General features: G+C 65.6%; 22 protein-coding genes. 11 read left to right on the top strand and 11 right to left on the bottom strand.

Annotation, left to right across the window (positions count from 1 at the left end):
- Positions 1-61 precede the first annotated feature (61 nt).
- From C0V78_RS01000 to C0V78_RS00990, 3 genes are all read left to right on the top strand, one after another.
- Positions 62-1,198, top strand: coding sequence for an RcnB family protein (locus C0V78_RS01000; RefSeq protein ID WP_254049772.1), 1,137 nt, complete (start codon positions 62-64; stop codon positions 1,196-1,198).
- Positions 1,199-1,333: 135 nt separating this feature from the next.
- Complete coding sequence (locus tag C0V78_RS00995; protein ID WP_101796029.1) at positions 1,334-2,020, top strand: 2OG-Fe(II) oxygenase; 687 nt, start codon at positions 1,334-1,336, stop codon at positions 2,018-2,020.
- Positions 2,011-3,849: a DUF885 family protein gene (locus tag C0V78_RS00990; RefSeq protein WP_101796028.1), complete on the top strand. Its 1,839-nt coding sequence runs from the start codon at positions 2,011-2,013 to the stop codon at positions 3,847-3,849. Before C0V78_RS00995 ends, C0V78_RS00990 begins: the two co-directional genes overlap by 10 nt.
- Positions 3,850-3,852: 3 nt before the next feature.
- Here C0V78_RS00990 and C0V78_RS00985 read toward each other — a convergent pair whose 3' ends face one another.
- Complete coding sequence (locus C0V78_RS00985; protein ID WP_101796027.1) at positions 3,853-4,641, bottom strand: SHOCT domain-containing protein; 789 nt, start codon at positions 4,639-4,641, stop codon at positions 3,853-3,855.
- 136 nt (positions 4,642-4,777) lie between these two features.
- On the opposite strand from C0V78_RS00985, the gene C0V78_RS00980 reads away from it, so the two are divergent.
- Positions 4,778-6,349 (top strand): hypothetical protein, encoded by a 1,572-nt coding sequence (locus C0V78_RS00980; RefSeq protein WP_101796026.1) that lies wholly within the window; start codon positions 4,778-4,780, stop codon positions 6,347-6,349.
- Here the strand turns inward: C0V78_RS00980 and C0V78_RS00975 are convergent.
- A complete protein-coding gene (locus tag C0V78_RS00975; protein ID WP_101796025.1) occupies positions 6,346-7,941 on the bottom strand; it encodes a lysine--tRNA ligase in 1,596 nt (531 codons plus the stop codon). The genes C0V78_RS00980 and C0V78_RS00975 overlap by 4 nt on opposite strands.
- A gap of 103 nt (positions 7,942-8,044) precedes the next feature.
- Between C0V78_RS00975 and C0V78_RS00970 the strand changes: the two genes are divergently transcribed.
- The 3 genes from C0V78_RS00970 to C0V78_RS00960 are packed head-to-tail and all read left to right on the top strand — an operon-like array spanning position 8,045 to position 11,955.
- Positions 8,045-8,629, top strand: coding sequence for a hypothetical protein (locus C0V78_RS00970; RefSeq protein ID WP_101796024.1), 585 nt, complete (start codon positions 8,045-8,047; stop codon positions 8,627-8,629).
- A gap of 52 nt (positions 8,630-8,681) precedes the next feature.
- Complete coding sequence (locus C0V78_RS00965; RefSeq protein ID WP_101796023.1) at positions 8,682-11,396, top strand: ATP-dependent DNA helicase; 2,715 nt, start codon at positions 8,682-8,684, stop codon at positions 11,394-11,396.
- A 10-nt stretch (positions 11,397-11,406) separates the two neighbouring features.
- Positions 11,407-11,955, top strand: coding sequence for a histidine phosphatase family protein (locus C0V78_RS00960; RefSeq protein ID WP_101796022.1), 549 nt, complete (start codon positions 11,407-11,409; stop codon positions 11,953-11,955).
- A 1-nt stretch (position 11,956) separates the two neighbouring features.
- Here C0V78_RS00960 and C0V78_RS00955 read toward each other — a convergent pair whose 3' ends face one another.
- The 5 genes from C0V78_RS00955 to rpmF form a co-directional block, all read right to left on the bottom strand.
- Positions 11,957-12,373, bottom strand: coding sequence for a MerR family transcriptional regulator (locus tag C0V78_RS00955; RefSeq protein WP_101796021.1), 417 nt, complete (start codon positions 12,371-12,373; stop codon positions 11,957-11,959).
- The gene (locus C0V78_RS00950; protein ID WP_101796020.1) at positions 12,370-12,666 is read right to left on the bottom strand and encodes an integration host factor subunit alpha; all 297 of its coding nucleotides are present in this window, start codon (positions 12,664-12,666) and stop codon (positions 12,370-12,372) included. Before C0V78_RS00950 ends, C0V78_RS00955 begins: the two co-directional genes overlap by 4 nt.
- A 117-nt stretch (positions 12,667-12,783) precedes the next feature.
- Complete coding sequence (locus C0V78_RS00945) at positions 12,784-13,755, bottom strand: beta-ketoacyl-ACP synthase III (protein WP_101796019.1); 972 nt, start codon at positions 13,753-13,755, stop codon at positions 12,784-12,786.
- On the bottom strand, positions 13,752-14,816 hold the full coding sequence (plsX, locus tag C0V78_RS00940; protein WP_101796018.1) for a phosphate acyltransferase PlsX: 1,065 nt from the start codon (positions 14,814-14,816) through the stop codon (positions 13,752-13,754). The genes C0V78_RS00945 and plsX overlap by 4 nt, the downstream gene beginning before the upstream one ends.
- A 27-nt stretch (positions 14,817-14,843) precedes the next feature.
- Positions 14,844-15,023 carry a 50S ribosomal protein L32 gene (gene rpmF, locus C0V78_RS00935; RefSeq protein WP_101796017.1) on the bottom strand — a complete coding sequence of 60 codons (180 nt, stop codon included), beginning with the start codon at positions 15,021-15,023 and terminating at the stop codon, positions 14,844-14,846.
- 170 nt (positions 15,024-15,193) lie between these two features.
- On the opposite strand from rpmF, the gene C0V78_RS00930 reads away from it, so the two are divergent.
- On the top strand, positions 15,194-15,589 hold the full coding sequence (locus tag C0V78_RS00930; RefSeq protein ID WP_101796016.1) for an MAPEG family protein: 396 nt from the start codon (positions 15,194-15,196) through the stop codon (positions 15,587-15,589).
- A gap of 1 nt (position 15,590) precedes the next feature.
- On the opposite strand, the gene C0V78_RS00925 is transcribed toward C0V78_RS00930, so the two are convergent.
- From C0V78_RS00925 to C0V78_RS00915, 3 genes are read right to left on the bottom strand one after another with little or no spacing between them, the layout of a single operon-like run.
- Positions 15,591-16,262 carry an MBL fold metallo-hydrolase gene (locus C0V78_RS00925; RefSeq protein WP_101796015.1) on the bottom strand — a complete coding sequence of 224 codons (672 nt, stop codon included), beginning with the start codon at positions 16,260-16,262 and terminating at the stop codon, positions 15,591-15,593.
- Positions 16,263-16,301: 39 nt separating this feature from the next.
- Positions 16,302-17,540: a TCR/Tet family MFS transporter gene (locus C0V78_RS00920; protein WP_144039813.1), complete on the bottom strand. Its 1,239-nt coding sequence runs from the start codon at positions 17,538-17,540 to the stop codon at positions 16,302-16,304.
- Positions 17,537-18,199 (bottom strand): S24 family peptidase, encoded by a 663-nt coding sequence (locus C0V78_RS00915; protein WP_101796014.1) that lies wholly within the window; start codon positions 18,197-18,199, stop codon positions 17,537-17,539. Before C0V78_RS00915 ends, C0V78_RS00920 begins: the two co-directional genes overlap by 4 nt.
- 97 nt (positions 18,200-18,296) lie before the next feature.
- Here C0V78_RS00915 and C0V78_RS00910 point away from each other — a divergent pair, with 97 nt between their 5' ends.
- From C0V78_RS00910 to C0V78_RS00900, 3 genes are all read left to right on the top strand, one after another.
- Positions 18,297-18,485 (top strand): hypothetical protein, encoded by a 189-nt coding sequence (locus C0V78_RS00910; RefSeq protein WP_101796013.1) that lies wholly within the window; start codon positions 18,297-18,299, stop codon positions 18,483-18,485.
- Positions 18,475-18,846 (top strand): hypothetical protein, encoded by a 372-nt coding sequence (locus tag C0V78_RS00905; RefSeq protein ID WP_101796012.1) that lies wholly within the window; start codon positions 18,475-18,477, stop codon positions 18,844-18,846. The genes C0V78_RS00910 and C0V78_RS00905 overlap by 11 nt, the downstream gene beginning before the upstream one ends.
- A 67-nt stretch (positions 18,847-18,913) precedes the next feature.
- Complete coding sequence (locus C0V78_RS00900) at positions 18,914-19,531, top strand: 2OG-Fe(II) oxygenase (protein WP_158241445.1); 618 nt, start codon at positions 18,914-18,916, stop codon at positions 19,529-19,531.
- Here C0V78_RS00900 and C0V78_RS00895 read toward each other — a convergent pair.
- Positions 19,525-20,463 (bottom strand): D-2-hydroxyacid dehydrogenase, encoded by a 939-nt coding sequence (locus C0V78_RS00895; protein ID WP_101796010.1) that lies wholly within the window; start codon positions 20,461-20,463, stop codon positions 19,525-19,527. The genes C0V78_RS00900 and C0V78_RS00895 overlap by 7 nt on opposite strands.
- Positions 20,464-20,466: the final 3 nt, after the last annotated feature.

The following is a 20,466-nucleotide window of genomic DNA, read 5'->3' as shown; positions in this document are numbered from 1 at the left end:
AATGGAAGGCTACCAAGTCCATTCAGTTTGGCGACAGTCGAATAGGGTTAACTCCTGAGTCATGGTCGCCGCGAAGGGTCGCGGTGCGGGTTCTGGAGTGACGGCCATGGCCGTAAAGCAGTTCATGAAGACGAGCGGACTGGCCGCGCTTGCGGCCTCGATGTCGCTGTTCGCCCTGCCGGCCTCGGCCGACGCACAGGAAGGCGGCTGGGGCCGTCGCAGTGGCGAGGCAGCAGGCACGATCGGCAGCAGCAACAGCGAAGGCCGCCGCGGAAGCTGGTCGGGCGGCAGCGGCAACAGCCGCAGCTGGGGCCAGCGCCAGCAGTCTGCCCCGCAGGCGCAGGTCCCCGTTCAGGCGCAGGCGCAGGTTCAGGCAGCGCCTGCCGCACCCGCGCAGCGCAGCTGGAATGGCGGCGGCAATCGCGGCAGCTGGAACGGCGGAGCGACCGCCGGTGCGGGCGAATACCGTCGCCAGTGGACGCCGCGCGCGCAACCTGCCCCGCAGGCCCAGGCTCAGACTCAGGCTCAGGTCCAGACACAGGCTCCCGCTGCGGGTAGCTGGAACGGACGCAGCACCTGGCAACAGCGCCGGAGCGGCAATGGCGGACAGGCTACCACCACCACCACGCCGCAAGCCCCGGTCGCCCAGGGCCAGTGGGGCGGTCGCAACAGCGATGCGCGCGATCGTGATCGCCGCAACGACAACTGGACCGCTCAGACAAGGCAGACCCGGCCCAGCTGGGAAGGCCGCAGGCAAGACGATCGCAACTGGCGCGACAACGATCGTGACCGGCGCGACAACCGCTGGACGGACCGCAACTCCGGCTCGAACGATCGCTGGCGCAACCACAACAACACCCAGCGCTGGGGCTATTCGGGCGACTATCGCCGCTGGAATCGCGACTGGCGACGGGACAACCGCTACAACTGGTACTCGTGGCGCAACAGCAACCGCGACGTGTTCCGCTGGGGGTACTACAACCCGCCTTACCGGAACTATTCGTACCGGCGCCTGTCTGTCGGCTTCTTCCTCGACAGCCTGTTCTTCGGTTCGAACTACTGGATCAACGATCCGTGGCAGTACCGCCTGCCGGATGCCTACGGACCCTATCGCTGGATCCGGTATTATGACGATGCCTTGCTCGTCGACATCTACTCCGGCGAAGTTGTCGACGTGATCCACAACTTCTTCTGGTAAGCATTCGTCTCCGGTCGAGTGGACCGGCAAGAGGGCCCTCGCTTCCATGCAGGCGGGGGCCCTTCGTCGGTTTGTGCTTGCCCTTGGCGGCAAGCGCGATAGGCAAGCGCTGGAACCTAAATTGAAATCAGCGCCATGGCCTCTGCCCCCGATCCTTACCAAGACGCCCCGAATCCCGACAAGCTGGCCCTGAAGCGCGTAGGCGAAGCCGTGCGGCGAAGGCTGGATGCCGATCCCGGCGCGCACCGCATCCCGACCGATCGGGCGGAAATCTATGGTATTCAGAACTTCCTCAGCCCGGCCGAATGCCAGCGGATGATTGACCTGATCGATTCCGTCGCCCGGCCTTCCACGCTTTATGACCACGGCTATACCGAGGAATACCGCACCAGCTATTCCGGCGATGTCGATCGCAGCGATTCCTTCGTCCGCATGATCGAACGGCGGATCGACGATTGCCTGGGCATGAAGCCCGAATTCGGCGAGACTGTGCAAGGCCAGCGCTACCGGGTGGGCCAGCAGTTCCGCGAGCATAACGACTGGTTCTGGACCAAGGGCGGATACTGGGAAGGCGAAGCCGAGCGGGGCGGCCAGCGAAGCTGGACGACTATGGTCTACCTCAACGAAGTGGAAGAAGGCGGGACGACCGATTTCACCCGCATCGGCCTATCGGTTCCGCCGCAGCCCGGGGTGCTGCTGGTGTGGAACAATGCGCTGCCCGATGGCACGCCGAACCCCGATACGCTGCATGCCGGCACGCCGGTGATCAAGGGGGTGAAGTACGTGATCACCAAGTGGTACCGGACACGTCGATGGGGCTGAACCGGGCGCAGATTGCCCCCCTGATCGCGCTGCTGGCCAGTTCGGCGATTGCCCCATCTGCCCTGGCGCAGGAGGCTCCGCGCCTTGCGACTGCGCCGATGGCGACAGCGTCGGTCACCGCGCGCAGCGAGGACCAGAAGCTGATGCTGCTGTTCGCGCACGATGCCAAGCGCGACCGGCAGCTGAACCCGTTGCAGGCGATCTATCGCGGCGAGGCAGCCGATCCGGCGCTCGTGGCACAGACCTTTACCGATGCGCTGGACCGGCGCGAACTGGCCGCAGTCCGGCTGAGCCTTTCTGCCCTCTCCCGGATCGACCGTCGCCGGCTGAGCCCCGAACGCCAGATTTCCTTCGACGTGTTCCAGGGCGACAAGCGCACCGAGCTGGAAATGCTCCAGCCCGATGTGCTGGCGCTCACCTCGGTGCGACCGCTCACCCATTTCGGCGGGCTGCACGTGGAGTTTCCCTCGCTTGTCGCCGGGGCCCTGCCCTTCCGCAACGAGGCTGATTACCGCGCCGCCCTTGCGCTCGAAAAGGTCATGCCGAAGGTGCTTGACCAGGCCGTGACGAAGTTCCGCGAGGGACTGTCCAGCGGCGTGGTCGATTCCAGGCTGACCACCAGCAACATGATTGCCCAGATCGACGCGCTGCTGGCGCAGAAGCTGGAAGATTCCCCGTTCTACGCGCCGATCCTCGAATTCCCCAAGGCGGTGCCCGAAAGCGCCCGGCCACAACTGGCCAGGGCCTATGCCGATACCATCCTCAATGAGGTTTATCCGGCCTATCGCCGCCTGCGGAACTTCCTCGCCAACGAATACCTGCCCGCTGCCCGCACGCAGCCGGGCATCTCGGCCATGAAGGGCGGCGCGGGGCTTTACCGCAAGCTGATCAAGGTCCACACCTCGCTCTCGCTCGATCCGGAGGAAGTGCACAGGCTCGGACTTGGGGAAGTGGCCCGCATCCAGCGCGAGATGGAGGATGTGAAGGTCCGCCTCGGCAACTCCGGCAGCCTTCGCCAGTTCTTCGACGTGTTGCGCACCGATCCGCGATACCACCCCAAATCGCGCGAGGAGCTGGCCAAAGGGTTCGCCTTGATCGCCAGGACCGTCGATGCGCAGATCCCGCACTATTTCTACAAGGTTCCGCGGACCCGGCTGGAGATCCAGCCCTATCCCGCTTACCGCGAGAAGTACGAGGCCGGCGGTTCCTACAACCAGGGATCGGCGGACGGCAGCCGGCCAGGCGTGTTCTTCTACAACGCCTATGACCTGCCCAGCCGCTTCCTGACCGGCATGGCGACGCTCTACCTGCACGAGGGCGCGCCGGGGCATCATTTCCAGATCAGCCTTGCGCAGGAAAACACCTCACTGCCCGATTTCCAGCGCTTCGGCGGCAACACGGCCTTCGTCGAAGGCTGGGCGCTTTATGCCGAGACGCTGGGCTATTCGATGGGACTCTACAAGGACCCGATGCAGCACTGGGGCACGCTGGATGACGAGATGCTGCGCGCCATGCGGCTGGTTGTCGATACCGGCATCCACGCCAAGGGCTGGAGCCGGGAACAGGCCATCGAATACATGCTCGCCAATTCGGGCATGGGCCGCACCGATGCCACGGCAGAGGTGGAACGCTATATCGCCTGGCCCGGCCAGGCCCTGGCCTACAAGGTGGGCGCGCTGACCATCCAGCGCCTCCGCCGCAAGGCGGAGGCTGACCTGGGGCCGAAATTCGACCTGCGCGCCTTCCATGAACAGGTGCTGGGATCGGGCGCCCTGCCCCTGCCCGTGCTGGAAGCGAAGATCGACCGCTGGATCGCTACCAGCCGCTGAGCTCTATTCGAAGGGAACGATCGACAGGTCCTTGGGCGAGGCCAGCTCGACCTGTTCGTTGCGCGTTCCCGGGCGATAGCCGATGCGCTGCAGCACCTTGGTGATGTCCTTGCGATAGAAATCGAGGCCATGGCACGCCTTCATGTAGGTGCGCACGGACGACGTGTTGTAGCCGTAGGTATCGTAGGGATCGATCAGGTGGCCGATCCACCCGCCCTCGCCCCAGCGGTCCTTGAAGGCAAGGCCCGGCTGCTTGAGCGAACAGAACACGTAGGTCTGCACCACCGGCTTTTCCCAGGAAATCGCCAGCTTCGGCGAATAGGCCCCCGTGCCCGTGCCATCATCGCGCGATGAGCCGACGTAGCTTTCGGTGATCTTCAGCTCGCCATCCGCCGTCGTCTGGATCGTGCGAACCGAAAGCACTTTTTCCCACGAGCATTCGCCCTGGCGGCATTGGACCAGTTCGGCCCCGGCATAGGGATCGGCGGCGGCCGAGGGCGCGGCGGATGCGGCCTCGCTGGCCTCTGCGCTTGCCGAAGCCGATGCGCTCGCTTCGGCAAGCGCGGCATCCGCCTTTTCGCCAAGCTGGCTGGCATACCACCAGCCGCCCAGCGCCACGACCAGCGCCGCCGGAATGCCGATGCCGGCGATCAGGCCCCAGTTCGTCGAACCGCCTGCATCCTCTGCGCCCGAAAGCAGGCGCTGCTTTTCCGCCTCGAACTCCTGCTTCGTCAGTGCCCCCGAAGCATGCAGCGCCTGCAACCGTTCCAGCGCTTCCAACCTGTTTGCCATCGTATTCCCTGTCCCTGTGCCTCTTGGCCCTTGCTTATGCCGCTGCGGCAAAAGGCTGCAAGGTTTCTCCGTTCGCTAACCGGCGGTAAACCAATGTTACCTAGGGTACCCCTGCAATTGTGCGGGAGTATCACGGGTGGATTCCATCACCATCGACGGGTTGCACGAAGACGCATTCCGGCTGGCCATCGAAGACCAGCTGCGCCGGGGCTATGCCGATACGGCAGCGCGGCGGCTGCGGACCTTGATCGAGCCCTTTGCCGGCGACCACAAGATGCTGCCTGCGCGGTTTCTTCATGTATCGCACGAGGATATCGAGATTTCCGGCTGGGAAGAGCTCGATCAGGGCTTCCGCAAATACGACCGCGCCGAACAGCCGGTAACCGCGATCTGCCTGTCCTTCGGCGATCCGGAAGGTGGCGGCCCGGCGCCCGACGGCGCGGGGCTGCTCAGCCTGACGGTGGAAACCAGCTACTTCTCCGACGAAGCATTCCCCTTCTCCGAATCGGACAGGAACGACCTGCTCGACGGCTATTCCTCGTTCGGCTGCCAGTGGGCAGGAGACTGCGAAGGGGTGGACCACGCGCTTTCCTTCCGCGGCGTGGACGATCTTTACGGCGCCCTTGCCGGGCTTGAGCAGCGCCTGCTTTCCACCTCCAGCCCCGATCCGGACGAGATCAAGGCCGGCACCATCGCATCCTGCTATCTTTCGGTGCTGTTCCACCAGGCCCTGCGCGATACCGCCGCCCGGCGGCGCCTTGGCCGCCCGCTTTGCGTGATGACGGCCAACAACGGTGTCTATCCCTCGTTCGATGCCCCCGTGCTGAGCTGCGACGAATATCTGGCCGGAGGCAAGATCGTGCCGGTTCCGGCGACGCATGTCTCCCAGCCGGTGGCAGAGGACAGCATTGCCCATGCCCACGTCAGCGCTGACGAAGACGGGGTAGAAGCGGTCGAAGAGGCCAGCCTGCTGAGCATCGGCATCAAGCGCACGGCCAAGCAGCCGGTCCTCGCGCTCGCCGAGGGAGAGGCCGATTCCGGCATGGATGCCATGGCCAGCGCCGCGCTGGGCGGCACAGCAAGCCCGCCGCCTGTTTCGCCGCTGTCGCCGCAGTGGGACGAGGAGCCTGCCGAATACGATCCCCTGCCGGCGCCCGCCGACGTATTCGAGGACCCCGCAAGCTTCGTCGAGATCGAAGCCGCACCCGCCAGCGCAGTCGAGCCGGAGCCCGAACCCGCTCTCGATCAGGCACCCGAGCCATCGCCTGAAGCGTCTGAGGAAGAGGAGTCGGTGAGCTTCGCTGTGCAACCGGCGAACGACATCGAACCCGATGCTGGGGAACCGGCTGAAGAGACAGCCGCCGAAATCACGTCCTTTGAGGAAACGGCCCAGGCCCAGGCCCAGCCTGCCGCCTTCGATCCCGACACCTGGGAACCGGACCTGCCGGTTGCACCCGCGCAGCCGGAACGCGCAATGGGCGATACCGAATGGCCCGCCCGGCCCGAAGAGCCTGAAGTCCAGCCGCTGCCGGAGCTGTTCGAGGTGCCAGAAGCCGCTGTCGCCCCTGCCGCGCCGCCGCCACCGGCGCCGGAGCACCAGGGCCACAGCCTGCGCGCACGCCTGAGCGTGGCAGAAGACGAGCCGGAACCCGGCGAAGGACTGCTCAGCCGCCTTGTCAGCCGGCTGCTCGCCTTGTTCCGGCGTTAATCGCCGAGGGCTTCGGCGATCAGCTTGCGGGTATTCTCGACGCCGTAGAGCGCGATGAAGCTGCCCATGCGCGGCCCCTGGCTCGATCCCAGCAGGGTCTCGTAAAGGCACTTGAACCAGTCGCGCAGCTGTTCGAAGCCGAAGTGCGGATCCTTGCCGATCTCGTAGACCATGTTCTGCAATTCTTCCGCAGTCGCCTCGGCAGACGCGTTCGCCAGTTCCTCGTCAAGCGCGGCCAGGGCCTTGGCCTCGCTCTCGTCCGGCTTGCGGCGCTGGAGCGTCGGGGCAATGAAATCGCGGTTATAGGCCAGCGCCGAGGTGACCAGAACGTCCACTTCGGGATGGGCCTCGGGTCGCGCATCGGCCACGTAATTGGCAAGGTATGACCACACCTGGTCGCGCGTCGCCTTGGGGCCGAGCACGCCAACGAGGTTCAGCAACAGGCCATAGGTTACCGGCAGGCGATCACCATCGCCGCCCTTGTAGCCGTTGGCGCGCAGCAAGTGCCACACCGGATTGCCCAGTTGCTGCTCCACCGGCTGCGTCGCGAGCTTCTCGCGGAATTGCCAGTATTCATCGACCGCGCGCGGCACGACACCGACATGAAGCGACTTGGCGCTCTTGGGCTCGCGGAACAGGTAGAAGCCAAGGCTCTCCTCGCTGCCATAGGTCAGCCACTGGTCGATGGTCAGGCCGTTGCCCTTGGACTTGGAAATCTTCTCGCCGTTCTCGTCAAGGAACAGCTCGTAGATCAGGCCTTCGGGAGGGCGCCCGCCGAGCGCGCGGGCAATCTTGCCGCTTTCGCGCACGGAATCGGTCAGGTCCTTGCCGCACATCTCGTAATCGACGCCCAGCGCAACCCAGCGCATGGCCCAGTCCACCTTCCACTGCAGCTTTGCCTGCCCGCCGAAGATGCAATGTTCGACCATGTCGCCGTGGTCTTCGAAGCGGACCACGCCCGCCTCGGCATCGACCACTTCCACCGGCACCTGCAGCACCTGGTGCGTGCGCGGGCTGACGGGCAGGATTGGCGAATAGGTCTTGCGACGTTCTTCGCGCAGGGTCGGCAGCATGATGTCCATGATCGCCTGGTAATTGCGCAGCACGCCGCGCAGCGCCTCGTCGAAGGCACCGGAATTGTAGCGATCCGATGCCGAGACGAATTCGTAATCGAACCCGTAGCGATCGAGGAAATCGCGCAGCATCGCGTTGTTATGGTGCGCGAAGCTTTCGTACTTGTTGAACGGATCGGGAATGCGGCTGAGCGGATGGCCAAGATAGGCCGTCAGCAGGCCCTGGTTGGGCACGTTGTCCGGCACCTTGCGCAGGCCGTCCATGTCATCCGAAAATGCCACCAGCCGCGTCGGCGCGCCATCGGTGAGCACTTCATATGCCCGGCGGACCAGCGTGGTGCGCAGCACTTCCTGGAAGGTGCCGATGTGCGGCAGGCCCGAAGGACCATATCCCGTCTCGAACAGCACCGGCGATCCATCGGGCTTGCCGTCCGGATAGCGCTTCAGAAGCTTGCGGGCTTCTTCGAAAGGCCATGCCTTGGATACCTGTGCGGCGGCGAGAAGGGCTTGATCGGTCATGCCGTGGCCTTTCGCGGACTTGCGCCCTTTTCGCAAGTGCGAAGCGGCACGGAGTGCCTGCAGGTGAACCCGATGGTAACCTGAAGCCGGTAAAACCCAGACCATGCTGGAGCCGTCGCTCGACCAAGCCCTGAGGCGCGAATTGCTCGTCGGAGAACGCCTGCTGTGGAGCGCCAGCCCCAGCGCTGGCAAGCTTACGCGCGGACTAAGCCTATGGCTGTTCGCCATCCCCTGGACCGTCTTTGCCCTGTTCTGGGAATCGGCCACCTTGCTGCCCTGGTTCCTTGACGATCAAACGCCCGATGCCGCGCAGATCGGTTTCGGCATCGTCTTTCCGATCTTCGGCCTGCCGTTCGTCACGATCGGGCTATGGATGCTGTGGCGACCGATCAAGGCGATGCGCCAGGCCCGTCAGACCGCCTATGGCCTGACGGACAAGCGGCTGATCCGTCTGGTCGATGGCAGGACGCGCGCGGTTGAGACCGTGCTTATCCACCAGATCGGGCCTGTCAGCCGCACTGCGGGCCCGGATGGCTGGGGCCACCTGTCGATCCAGACGCACAGCTATGTGGATAGCGATGGCGACCGGATTACCGAACGCTTCATGGTTGAAGGCGTGCCCGAGGTCGCCACTCTCGAACGTCTGCTGATCGACGCCGCCGCTGCCAGGGCCGGTTCCCCCGCCTGATCATCGGCGCGCGCTTGCCCGCTGTTCCATTTCCGTTCTAAGCGGGGCCGAGATGCCCGAACCGCTTCCCCTGCCCGCGATTCACGCCAGCCACTCCGGCTGCTGGCTGCGCGATGGTGCCGGAACCACGCGGGTTGCGGCCAAGGGTGAGGCGATCATGGCGGCGGCCGATACGCCGCTGATCATGCTCAATGCCCCGCTGGTGGCCAGCCGCCTCGGCTATCCCGACCTTTCGGGGCTGGACCTGCTGGAACTGTTCGCCTTCATCCATCCCGCACGGTTCATGGTGCCGACGCCCAAGGGGCTTGCCCACGCACTCGGCCTTGCCGAGCCGGCCGGCGACGATGGCGTGCCTGCCCTGCTACAACAGGCTGCGGGAGTGCTGCTCGCTACATGCGAATCCGCCGAATGGCGTGAGCGAGAAGGCGCGTGGTCTGCCCTGCAATCGCTCACCCGACTGCGCTGGCCCTGGGCGCCCCTGCTTGCCCCGCGCGTTGTCCGGCCCGAACGCAACGAGCGCGGCCTCTTTGCCCGCCTGCCGGAATGGGACGAAGCGCCCGAGCGGCCTCAGCCCGGCCAGGTCCAGCTTGCCGAGGATGCGGTGACTGCCCGGCTGGCGCAGCTCACCGGCAGCGGGGCGGAAGTGCGCGCCGGCCAGCAGGCCTATGCCGCCAATGCCGCCCGCGTCTTCGCCCCGCGCCAGCGCGAAGGACGCCCGCACCTGTTGCTGGCCCAGGCCGGCACCGGCATCGGCAAGACGCTGGGGTATCTCGCCCCGGCATCGCTGTGGTCCGAACTTTCGGGCGGAACGGTCTGGGTATCGACCTATACCAAGGCCCTGCAACGCCAGTTGCGGCGCGAAAGTGCGCGCGCCTGGCCGGCAACGCGCAGTGACGGCAGCCGCCCTGTGGTGGTGCGCAAGGGGCGCGAAAACTATCTGTGCCTGCTGAACCTTGAAGATGCCGTTCAGGGCGGTTTTTCCGGCCGCGCGGCAATCCTGGCGCAGCTGGTGGCGCGCTGGGCGGCCTTCAGCCAGGACGGCGACATGATCGGCGGCGACCTGCCGGGCTGGCTCGGCACCCTGTTCCGCCAGCGCGGCATCGCCGCCCTTACCGACCGGCGCGGCGAATGCGTCTATGCCGGGTGCCCGCATTACCGCAAATGCTTCATCGAGCGCGCGGCCCGGGCCTCGGCGCAGGCAGACCTGGTGATCGCCAACCACGCGCTGGTCATGGTCAACGCAGCGCGCGGGCGGGACCATGCCCAGCGGCCCACCCGGCTGGTCTTCGACGAAGGCCACCACGTGTTCGAAGCAGCCGATTCCACCTTTGCCGCCGCCCTCACGGGAAGCGAGCTGATCGAACTGCGCCGCTGGGTGATCGGCCCTGAGCGCGGGTCGAAGGGCCGCCGCCGGGGGCTTTCCGCACGTCTTGCCGATGTTGCCAGCTATGACGAAGCCGGGGGCAAGGCGATTGCCGCCGCCCGCCATGCGGCAGAAGCCCTGCCAGGAGATGGCTGGCTGCAGCGGCTTAACGATTCGATGCCTTCGGGTCCGCTGGAAGAGCTGCTCAACGCGGTCCGCACCGTGACTTACGCCCGCGACGAGAGCGGCGGCCAGGAAGCCGGTTATGGCCTGGAAACCGAGGCGGCGCAGCTTGACGGGTCCTTCATCGAACTGGCCGGGGCGGCGCAGTCCGCACTGGCGGAACTGCGCAGCCCGCTGATCCGGCTCGGCGTGCGGCTCGAAGCGATGCTCGCCGAACCGCCCGACTGGCTGGACGGCCCCGGCCGGGCCCGGATCGAGGGCGCGCGCCATTCGCTTGCCTGGCGGGTGGACTTGCTTGGCGCATGGGAAGCCCTGCTTGAGCGGCTGGGCGGGCCGGCAGACCCCGAATTTGTCGATTGGCTCGCGGTCGAGCGGGGCGATGCGCGCGAATTCGATGTCGGCATCCATCGCCATTACCTCGATCCGATGAAGCCCTTTGCGCGTGTGGTACTCGAACCCTCGCACGGGGTGATGCTCACCTCCGCAACCCTGCGCGATGGGGATGACTGGGAAGCCGCGATCAGCCGGTCTGGCGCGGGCCATGTCGATGTCCAGCCGCACCTTTCGTTGGCGGAAAGCCCGTTCGACTATGCCCGGCAGGCCGAGGTGCTGATCGTTACCGACGTACCCAAAGGCGATATCGCCGCACTGGCCGGGGCCTATGGCCGGCTGATCGAGGCGTCGGGGGGCGGCGCGCTGGGCCTGTTCACCGCGATCCGCCGCCTGCGCGCGGTGCATGGCCGGATCGCCGATCGCCTGGCTCGCGGCGGGCTGCCGCTTTACGCCCAGCACGTCGATCCGATCGATACCGGCACGCTGGTCGATATCTTCCGCGACGATCCCCGCTCCAGCCTGCTCGGCACCGATGCCCTGCGCGACGGGGTGGACGTGCCCGGCCATTCGCTGCGGCTGGTGGTGATGGAACAGGTGCCCTGGCCCAAGCCTTCGATCCTGCATCGCGCCCGGCGCGCGGCAAACGGCGGCTCTGCCCATGATGACCGGATCATCCGCGCCAAGCTGGCGCAGGCCTTCGGCCGCCTGATCCGCAGCAAGCAGGACCACGGTGCCTTCGTGGTGCTCTCCGCCGCCTTTCCCAGCCGCCTGCTCTCGGCCTTCCCGCCGGGCACGCCTGTCACGCGGTTGACGCTGGACGAGGCTTTACAACGGGTCGCTGTGCGTGCTTCAGGCGTGCAGCAAGATAGCGAGCCCGTGATCGAATGAAGCGCTGCGAATGAAACTGCTCGGACTGTTCCGCCACGCCAAATCGGACTGGCACGATGCCCGCGCCCGCGATTTCGACCGCGGCCTGAACGAACGCGGCCGCAAGGGCGCGGCGCTGATGGGCAAGCACATCGTCGAACACGGCGTGGGCTGGCAGCGCATCCTCGCCTCGCCCGCCGTGCGCGTCACCGAAACGATCGAACTGGCGGGCAAGGCCGCAGGGCGCGACGTTCCGGTGGTATGGGACCGGCGCATCTACCTTGCCAGTTCGGTCATCCTTGCCGAAGTCCTGCACGAGGTACCCGACAGCATCGACAGCGTGCTGATGGTTGGCCACAATCCCGGCCTTGAAGACCTGATTTTCGATCTTGTTCCGGATGACGGATCCTGTCCGCTGCGGGCCATCGTCGAGGAAAAGTTCCCCACCGCTGCCTATGCCGTGCTTGAGTGCGATATCGATCGCTGGGCAGACCTGGAAGACGGCTGCGCGCGGCTGGTGCACCTTGTGCGGCCGCGCGATCTCGATCCTGAACTGGGGCCGGAGCCGGCGGACTGGTAAATCAGGCGTCGAGCGCCGCTGCCAGCCTGTCGCGGATTGCCACCAGCTGTTCAACCGGCACGCCGCCTTCCGCAGGCTGCGGCGCAAGCGGGATTGCCGGGGCTTCGCTCGAAATGGTGACGGGCGTTGCGGCCAGAGCCACCTTAGCCCCCTTGCCCGAAAGCACGCCCTTGGCGCCCTTCAGGGTATAGCCTTCCTTGTGGACCAGCCGGTCGATCGTCTCGACGAGGGCAATATCCTCGGGCCGGTAATAGCGCCGCCCGCCGCTGCGCTTGAGCGGCTTGAGCATGGGAAACTGCTCTTCCCAATAGCGCAGGACGTGCTGCCGGATGCCCAGCGCCGCGGCGACCTCGCCAATCGTGCGCAGCGCGTCAGGCGCCTTGCCATCCCGGACCAAGGTATCGCCGGCGTCGCTCATCCCTTGGCGACGCGGTCCTTGAGCATCTGGCTCGCACGGAAGGTCATCACGCGGCGCGGCGTGATCGGCACTTCCACGCCGGTCTTCGGATTGCGACCGATCCGCTGCGCCTTGTCACGCAGCAGGAAAGTGCCGAAACCGGAAATCTTCACGTTTTCACCCCCGGCCAGAGCATCGCTCATATGGCCGAGAATCGATTCGACCAGTCCAAGCGATTCCGCTCGGGACAGGCCCATCTTGCGGTTGATGGCGTCGGCCAGGTCAGCTCGCGTCAAAGTGCTCATGGAGCGCATCTGCTCCTTTCCCCTTGTGATGTGCGACCCCCACGAGTCGGACGATACGCCAAATCATGCGAAATGCAACGCAATCGCTTGGAGGATTAGCAGAAAATCGATTTCGAAATGGTGGTTCTACATCCGAACCAGGCTGGCGCCCCAGGTAAAGCCGCCACCCATCGCTTCCAGCACGACCAGCTGTCCCGGCTTGATCCGGCCATCGCGCACTGCCGCGTCGAGCGCCAGCGGAACCGAGGCCGCCGAAGTGTTGGCATGCTGGTCCACGGTCATCACCACGCGGTCCATCGGCAGGCCGAGCTTCTTGGCCGTGCCTTCGATGATGCGGGCGTTGGCCTGGTGCGGCACGACCCAGTCCACTTCGGAAGCATCCGTTCCGGACATATCCAGCACTTCCTTGAGAACCGAGGAAAGGTTCTGGACGGCGTGCTTGAACACCTGGTTGCCCGACATGCGAATCTTGCCGATCGTGCCCGTTGTGGATGCACCACCATCGGTGAACAGCAGTTCGTTGTGCGCGCCATCGGCGTGCAGCTTGGTCGCCAGGATGCCGCGCGGCTTTTCCCCGTCGTTTTCCTGCGCTTCGAGCACGATGGCCCCGGCCCCGTCACCGAACAGCACGCAAGTCGCGCGGTCTTCGAAATCGAGCAGCCGGCTCATCGTCTCCGCGCCGATCACCAGCGCGCGATTGGCCATGCCCGAACGCAGCATCGAATCGGCAACGCCCAGGGCATAGAGAAAGCCCGAGCAGACGGCCTGAACGTCAAAAGCCACGCCGCCATTGCAGCCGAGCGCCTGCTGCACGGTGGTAGCGGTGGCGGGAAAGGTCTGGTCCGGCGTGGTCGTGCCCAGCACGATCAGGTCGATGTCGCAGCCCTTGATGCCGGCCGCTTCAAGCGCCTTGCGGGCGGCCTCGGTCGCCAGCGAACCGGTGGTCTCGCCCTCGCCCGCGAAATAGCGGCTGCGAATGCCCGATCGCGTGCTGATCCATTCGTCGCTGGTATCGACGATCCGCGCCATTTCATCGTTATCGACGCGGCGCGCGGGCAGCGCCGATCCGGTTCCGGTGATGACCGACAGCCGGGTCATTCGCTCACTCCCTTCGGTGCGTGTCCATTACGCAGGTTATCGGCGCCGAGCCTGGCCAGGTCACCTGAAATACGCTCGATCAGGTTTTCCTCAAGCAGGCGCGCGGTGACGTGGACGGCATTGGCGACACCCAGCGCCGAAGCCGAGCCATGGCTTTTCACCACCACCCCGTTGAGGCCGAGGAATACCGCGCCGTTATGATTGTTCGGATCGAGATGCCCCTTGAGCAGCTCGGTCGCCGGACGAGAGACGAGGAAGCCGAACTTCGAACGCAGCGAGCTGGTGAAGGCGCGCTTCAGCAGGTCACCGACAAAGCGGGCCGTACCTTCCACTGCCTTAAGGGCGATATTGCCGGAAAAGCCGTCGCTGACGACGACATCGACATCGCCCCGGCAGATCTTGTCGGCCTCGGTGAAGCCGTCGAAGGTCATCGCCAGTTCGTCAGAGGCGCGGTTCAGCATGGCTGCCGCTTCGCGCAGCGATTCGGTGCCCTTGGTCTCTTCCGTGCCGATGTTGAGCAGGCGGACGCGCGGGCTGTCGAGGTCGGTGACGATCCGGGAATAGGCCGCGCCCATGATCGCGAACTGGACCAGGTTGCGGGCGTCGCACTCGGTATTGGCGCCGAGGTCGAGCATGATGACGTCGTTTTCGCCAAGGGTCGGCAGCAGGGCGGCAAGCGCGGGCCGGTCAATCCCCGGCATGGTACGCAGCGCCAGCTTGGAAATGGCCATCAGCGCGCCGGTATTGCCGGCGCTGACTGCGGCGCCGGCATGGCCGGCCTTCACGGCGTTCACCGCCATGCCCATCGACGTGTTTTTCGCGCGGCGCAGCGCCTGGCTGGGCTTTTCCTCGCCCGAGATCGTCTCGGGCGCGTGGAGGATTTCGCTGGCGGCGCGCAGGTTGGGGTGATTTTCAAGCGCGGCCTTGATCCGCACCTCATCACCCACCAGCAGGAACTTGAATCCTTCGTGGCGACGACGGGCCAGTGCCGCGCCTTCGACCATCACGCGCACGCCCTCATCGCCGCCCATCGCATCGACGGCGATACGCGGCAGGCTCATGTGCGGAATTCCCCCCGGATTTCGGGCTTAGAGCCCGGCAGCGACGATCTCGCGCCCGTTGTAGTGGCCGCAAGCATTGCACATGTGGTGCGGACGCTTCAGCTCACCGCAGTTGCCGCATTCGTGGAAGGCTTCGGCCTTCAGCGCATCGTGGCTGCGGCGCATGCCCCGGCGGGACGGCGAAACTTTTCTTTTGGGGACAGCCATTGCGGCACCTGTTCCTGCAAATACGAATATGGGTCGGTTTGCCGCCCGTGGACCAAAGGACCGGCGACAGCGAAGGCGCGCCTATAGACTATTTCAGCGCCGTTGCAACCCGCTTGGATTGGGCTAGGTTCGAGCGACCTTTCGGGTAACGACTAAGGGGGAGAATATCCATGAACGTTTTGCTTCCGACCACGCTGTGCCTTGCGGCTGCCGCGCTGGTCGTCAATTTCTGGCTGGGCATGCGCATCGGCAAGCTGCGCCACGCCCACAATGTCTCGGTCGGCGATGGCGGCAATGAAATGATCATGCGCCGGATGCGCGCGCAGCTGAATTTCGTCGAGCAGACGCCGCTGATTCTCATTGGCATCGGCCTGGTGGAGCTGGCCGGCAAGGGCGGCGCCTGGCTCGCCCCGGCAGGCGCGGTCTTCATGATCGGGCGCATCTGTCACGCCATCGGCATGGATGGCCCGTTTAAGGCTGGTCGCCCCATCGGCGTAATCACCGCCATGCTGATGAGCATTGTTCTCGTCGTCGTCGCCGTGATGGCGTCGCTGGGCAAGATGTAGGTCAGCCGAAGCGCTTGTCGGCCACGAAGGGGTTCGTCAGCCTTTCGTGGCCGAAGGTGCTCGTCGGGCCATGACCGGGGATGAAGGTGACATCCCCGCCCAGTGGCCAGAGCTTTTCGGTGATCGAGGCGATCAGGTCATCGTGGTTGCCTCGCGGGAAATCGGTACGGCCGATCGATCCCTGGAACAGCACATCGCCAACCACCGCCAGCCGCGACGGCTCGTGGAAGAACACGACATGGCCCGGCGTATGCCCCGGGCAGTGGATCACCTGCAATTCGATCTCGCCGAAGCTCACCGTGTCACCGTCGACCAGCCAGCGGTCCGGCTCGAAGCTTTCCCCTTCCAGCCCATAGCGCTTGGAAGGATCGTCGAGGCTTTCGATCCAGAACCGGTCATCCTCGTGCGGGCCTTCGATCGGCACGCCAAGATCGCGCGCCAGCACGCCGGTCATGCCGCAGTGATCCATGTGGCCATGCGTCACGAGCAGCTTTTCCACCGCGATGCCGGCTTTCGCCACGGCTGCCTTCAGCCGGTCAAGATCGCCTCCCGGATCGACCAGCACCCCTCGCATCGTGCTGGTGCACCACAGCAGCGAGCAGTTCTGCTCGAACGGCGTGACGGGAACGATGGCGGCACGAAGCGGCGGCTGGCTTGCATCAGGACTGGTCATGCACCTGCTCTGCCGTCGCTCGGGCCGCAGGGCAAGCCGTCAATTGCCCGAAGGTGCGGCCCCTGCCCCGTTGGCCTGCGCGGGCTCCCTTGCCCCGATGGCGGCTGCTACAGCCGCGCCTGACAGGATCGCTGCGGCAATGAAGAAGCTGAGCCCCGGCACGCTTTCCGCCGAGCGCGCGTAGACCCAGCCGAAGAATACCGGCCCGGTGATCCCGGCGATGCTGGCAAGGCTTTGCATCGCGCCCTGGAAGCGGCCCTGCTCGTTCTCCGGGACACGGCCGGAAAGCGTGGCCTTCAGCGTCGGCTCCGCCAGCCCCATCAGGGCGGCTGGCACCATGGCGGCAACGAACCACACCGGGCCGGGCGCAAGGCCCATGGCCAGGAAGCTGAACGCGCCGCCGCACAGGCCGACAATGGTCACCCGCCGGTTGCCGAAGCGCGCCGTTGCCGGGCCGACGACACCGCCTTGCATGGCGAGGTCGAGCAAGCTCGAAAAGGTGAGGAGTACGCCGACTTCCAGCGTTGAAAGGCCGTGCCGGTGCCCGGCGAACAGCACGAAAACGGTCAAGAACAGGCGATGCGAAAAGGTCAGCAGCAGCACGCTGAGCGCCAGCGCCGAAAGCTCGCGGCGGGAGCCCAGCATGTGCAGCGCGGCCAACGGGTTCGCGGCGCGCCAGACGAACGGCTTGCGGCGCGCCGGCTCAAGCGATTCGCCAAGGACGAAAAGGCCGTAGACGAAGGCGGCCGCGGAAAAACCGGCCGCGACCCAGAACGGCAGGCGCGGAGAAATATCCCCCAGAACGCCGCCCAGCGCAGGGCCGAGGACAAAGCCTGCCGAGATGGCCGCGCCGATCAGCCCGAAGGCGCGGGCGCGCTGCTCCGGCGCGGTCACGTCTGCCATATAGGCGAACAGGGCGGTGGCGCTGGCGGAGGTAATCCCGCCGATGATGCGCCCTGCGACAAGCCACCACAGATTTGGCGCCAGCGCCATCAGCACCCAGTCCAGCGACAGTCCGGCAGTGGAAATGAGAATGACCGGCCTGCGCCCGAAACGATCGGAAAGGCCGCCCAGCACCGGCGCGCAGAGGAACTGCATCAACGCCCACAGGCTGCCGACGATCCCCGTCCAGACGCTCGCTGCGGCAACCGATCCGGTCAGATCCTCGATCAGGCCGGGCAGCACGGGCATGACGATGCCCATGGCCATCATGTCGAGAAAAGCGGCAACCAGCACCATCCAGACGGCTGCCCGGGTGCGGGTGCGCGGCGCGGTCAAATCCGGCCGCCCTTCCAGACGACGCGACCGACCACTTCCACCTCGTCAAGCGACAGCTCGATCGGGCGATAGGCGGGATTGACGCTTTCCAGCACGATTTTCCCCCCCGCCCCAGTCTGCACGCGCTTTACCAGCAGCGATTCTCCCACGCGAACCACGTGGATGCCATCGTGTAGCGGGCGCGGGGTATGATCGACAAGAATATCGTCTCCGTCGCGCAGCAACGGCTCCATCGAATCGCCGACCACGGCGATCGCGCTGAGCTTGCCCGGATCGAAGCCCTGCGCCCGCAGCCATCGGGTGGAAAAGAAGATCGTGTCCACCGGCACTTCCTCGCCCACGAAAGCCCCCTGCCCCGCCGATGCATCGAGCGGCAGGCGCGGCACGGCAACGTGGCTGGCGACTGAAGCGGCGGACCGGCTGGCGGCAGGAGCGGGACGGGAAATTTCCTCTGGCGCGCCAAGCTCCGATTCGGGCACGCCGAAATAGGCGGAGAGCTTGCGCCGGTCATTCTCCTCCAGCTTGCGCGGACTGCCCTTGCGAACAAATTGCTGCAAATACGTAGTGTTACGCCCCAGCATTGCGGAAAGCGCCGAAAGGCTGGTGCCCGAAGCCTCGGCCAGTTCAAGCAGTCGCCTGCGGGGATCGACGCTGTTCATGCGATTTTTCCTAGACGATGTATTTTTCCTAGACAAGTAGGATTTCGACCGGCAGCTACAGGATTATTCCTACACCGACTCGTCGCAGGAGAAAGTGATGCTGATACGCCGGATCGAAAAATTCCTTCGCCAGACGGGCATGCCCTGGACGAAGTTCGGGCGCCTTGCCGCCCACGATCCGCGTTTCGTCAGCGACCTGCGCAATGGTCGCACACCCCGGCCGGAAACGGAAAAACGGGTGGAACATTTCATGAACACTTATGGAGAATCGGCCAATGCAAATTGATCTCGACGCGGCGCGCGGCATGCAGGAAACCATCGGCCGCCAGCGTCGGCGCGGCCCCTGGGTGCGCCTGCTGGACAGCACGATCACGCTGGCCGGCCGCCATGCGCAGCTGCTTCGCCATGCTGAGCGGCCCTGGGCCAGCGCCACCTTCTGCGGATCGCGCCACACCGCCGCGCTGCTGTTTGATGGCGCAGAAGCAATCGTTGCGGCCGAGCATTTCATCGAGGCCCTTCCCGAGCACGAATTCGACATCTCGGGCGTGCTCGTCGCCGATGCCGCCGTCACCGAGGTGCGGATGACCATGCTGCCCGTGCCGCAGTGCGAGATCGAGGTGGAATTCCTGCTGCTGGACGAGGTGTGATACCGCCCGATTGCGGCGATGCAGGCGCGCTGCTAGGCATTTTTCCGCAAGCGCATCCGGAGGTTCCGTGGCGAAATATCCCCCGCACCTGGTGATCGACGGGTTCCTGCCGCAGGACCTGCACGATCGGCTGCTGGCCCATACCCTTGCCAGCGAGGACCGGTTCCTGCCGACCAGCGTGCGCAATGCGGGCGGCGATGGCTACAAGCCGGGAACGCGCCAGTCATGGGCCTGCGAAGCCGGCCTCGGCCCGCTGAAGGAACGCTTCGCGACCATTTTCGAGGCGCAGCGCGAAGACCTGTGCGGGCAGCTGGGCATCCCCTCGTTCGAACTGCGCCGGTCAGAGCTTGAACTGGTCGCGCACCGGCAGGGGTCGTTCTTCCTGCCGCATCTCGACACCTTCACCGCCGCCGACCGGGCGGACCAGAAGAGCGACCGCGTGCTGACCATGGTCTACTATTTCCATGCCGCGCCGCGCCGGTTCACCGGGGGCGAGATTGCGATCTATCCCTTCGGCCCGGGAGAGCCGCTGGTGATCGATCCCGCCGACAACCGGCTGGTCGCCTTCCCCAGCTTTGCCATGCACGAGGTAAAGCCGATCTCGACGCCGGAGGGTGACCGTTTCGAAGATGCGCGCTTTGCCGTGAACTGCTGGTTCCACCGCCCGCGCGGGCAGGCTCAATAGCCTGCCGCCAGGTCCACGACATGGTGCAGCGGTTCGCCGCGGTGCCAGCGATCAAGATTGGCAAGGAACCGCTCTGCACTGCGGATAAACATCATGTTCTGTGCCCGGCCCGAAAGGTGCATGGAGATATGCGCGTTCTCCACGGTCCACAGCTCATGGCCCGGCGGCAGCGGTTCGGGATCGGTCACGTCCAGCCATGCCCCGCCGATGCGCCTGCCCTTCAGCGCCGCAACCAGCGCTTCCTGATCCACCAGATCGCCGCGCGCGAAGTTCATCAGCACGGCGGTGGCCTTCATCGCGGCCAGTTCCGCTTCGCCGATCATGTGCCGCGTTTCGGCGGTGGAAGGCGCGGTCACGATTACCCAGTCGAACTCGCCAAGGTGGGGGCGCCAGTCGTCCGGGCCAAGCTCTCCCTCGCCGGGATGCCGGCGGACCTTCGTCACCGCGACGCCAAAGGGCGCAAGCCGTTCGGCAATGCCGCCGCCGATGGCCCCCGCGCCGATCACCAGCGCCTTGCTGCCCTGCAGTTCGGCCTTGCCCGGTGAATCGGTCAGCCATTCCTGCCGGTCAGCCGCGCGGATCACCTGGCGGTAGCCCTTGGCCATCACCAGCATTCCCATGACCGCATATTCGGCGATGGTCACCGCGTTGATCCCCGCCCCGTTGGTCAGAATCACGCCATTGGTGCGGAACACGTCGAGCGGCAGTTCTTCCACTCCGGCGCCCAGGGTGTTCATCCATCTGAGCTTCACTGCCCGCCGCGCGGATTCGGCGCGGGCCGGCAGGTCATAGGTATCGAACCAGCCGATCTCCGCCTCGGGCGCGAGGGCGAGCAGCTCTTTGGTGGAGAGGAACCAGCGCGGTTCGACCCAGTCCGGCAGCCGCCCTTCAAGCAGCGGGCGGATCAGGCCATTGAGCACCGCGACGGTCATTGC

It is taken from the genome of Novosphingobium sp. TH158 (assembly GCF_002855555.1).
GTDB lineage: Bacteria > Pseudomonadota > Alphaproteobacteria > Sphingomonadales > Sphingomonadaceae > Novosphingobium.
This window is presented reverse-complemented; position numbering and strand designations above follow the sequence as displayed.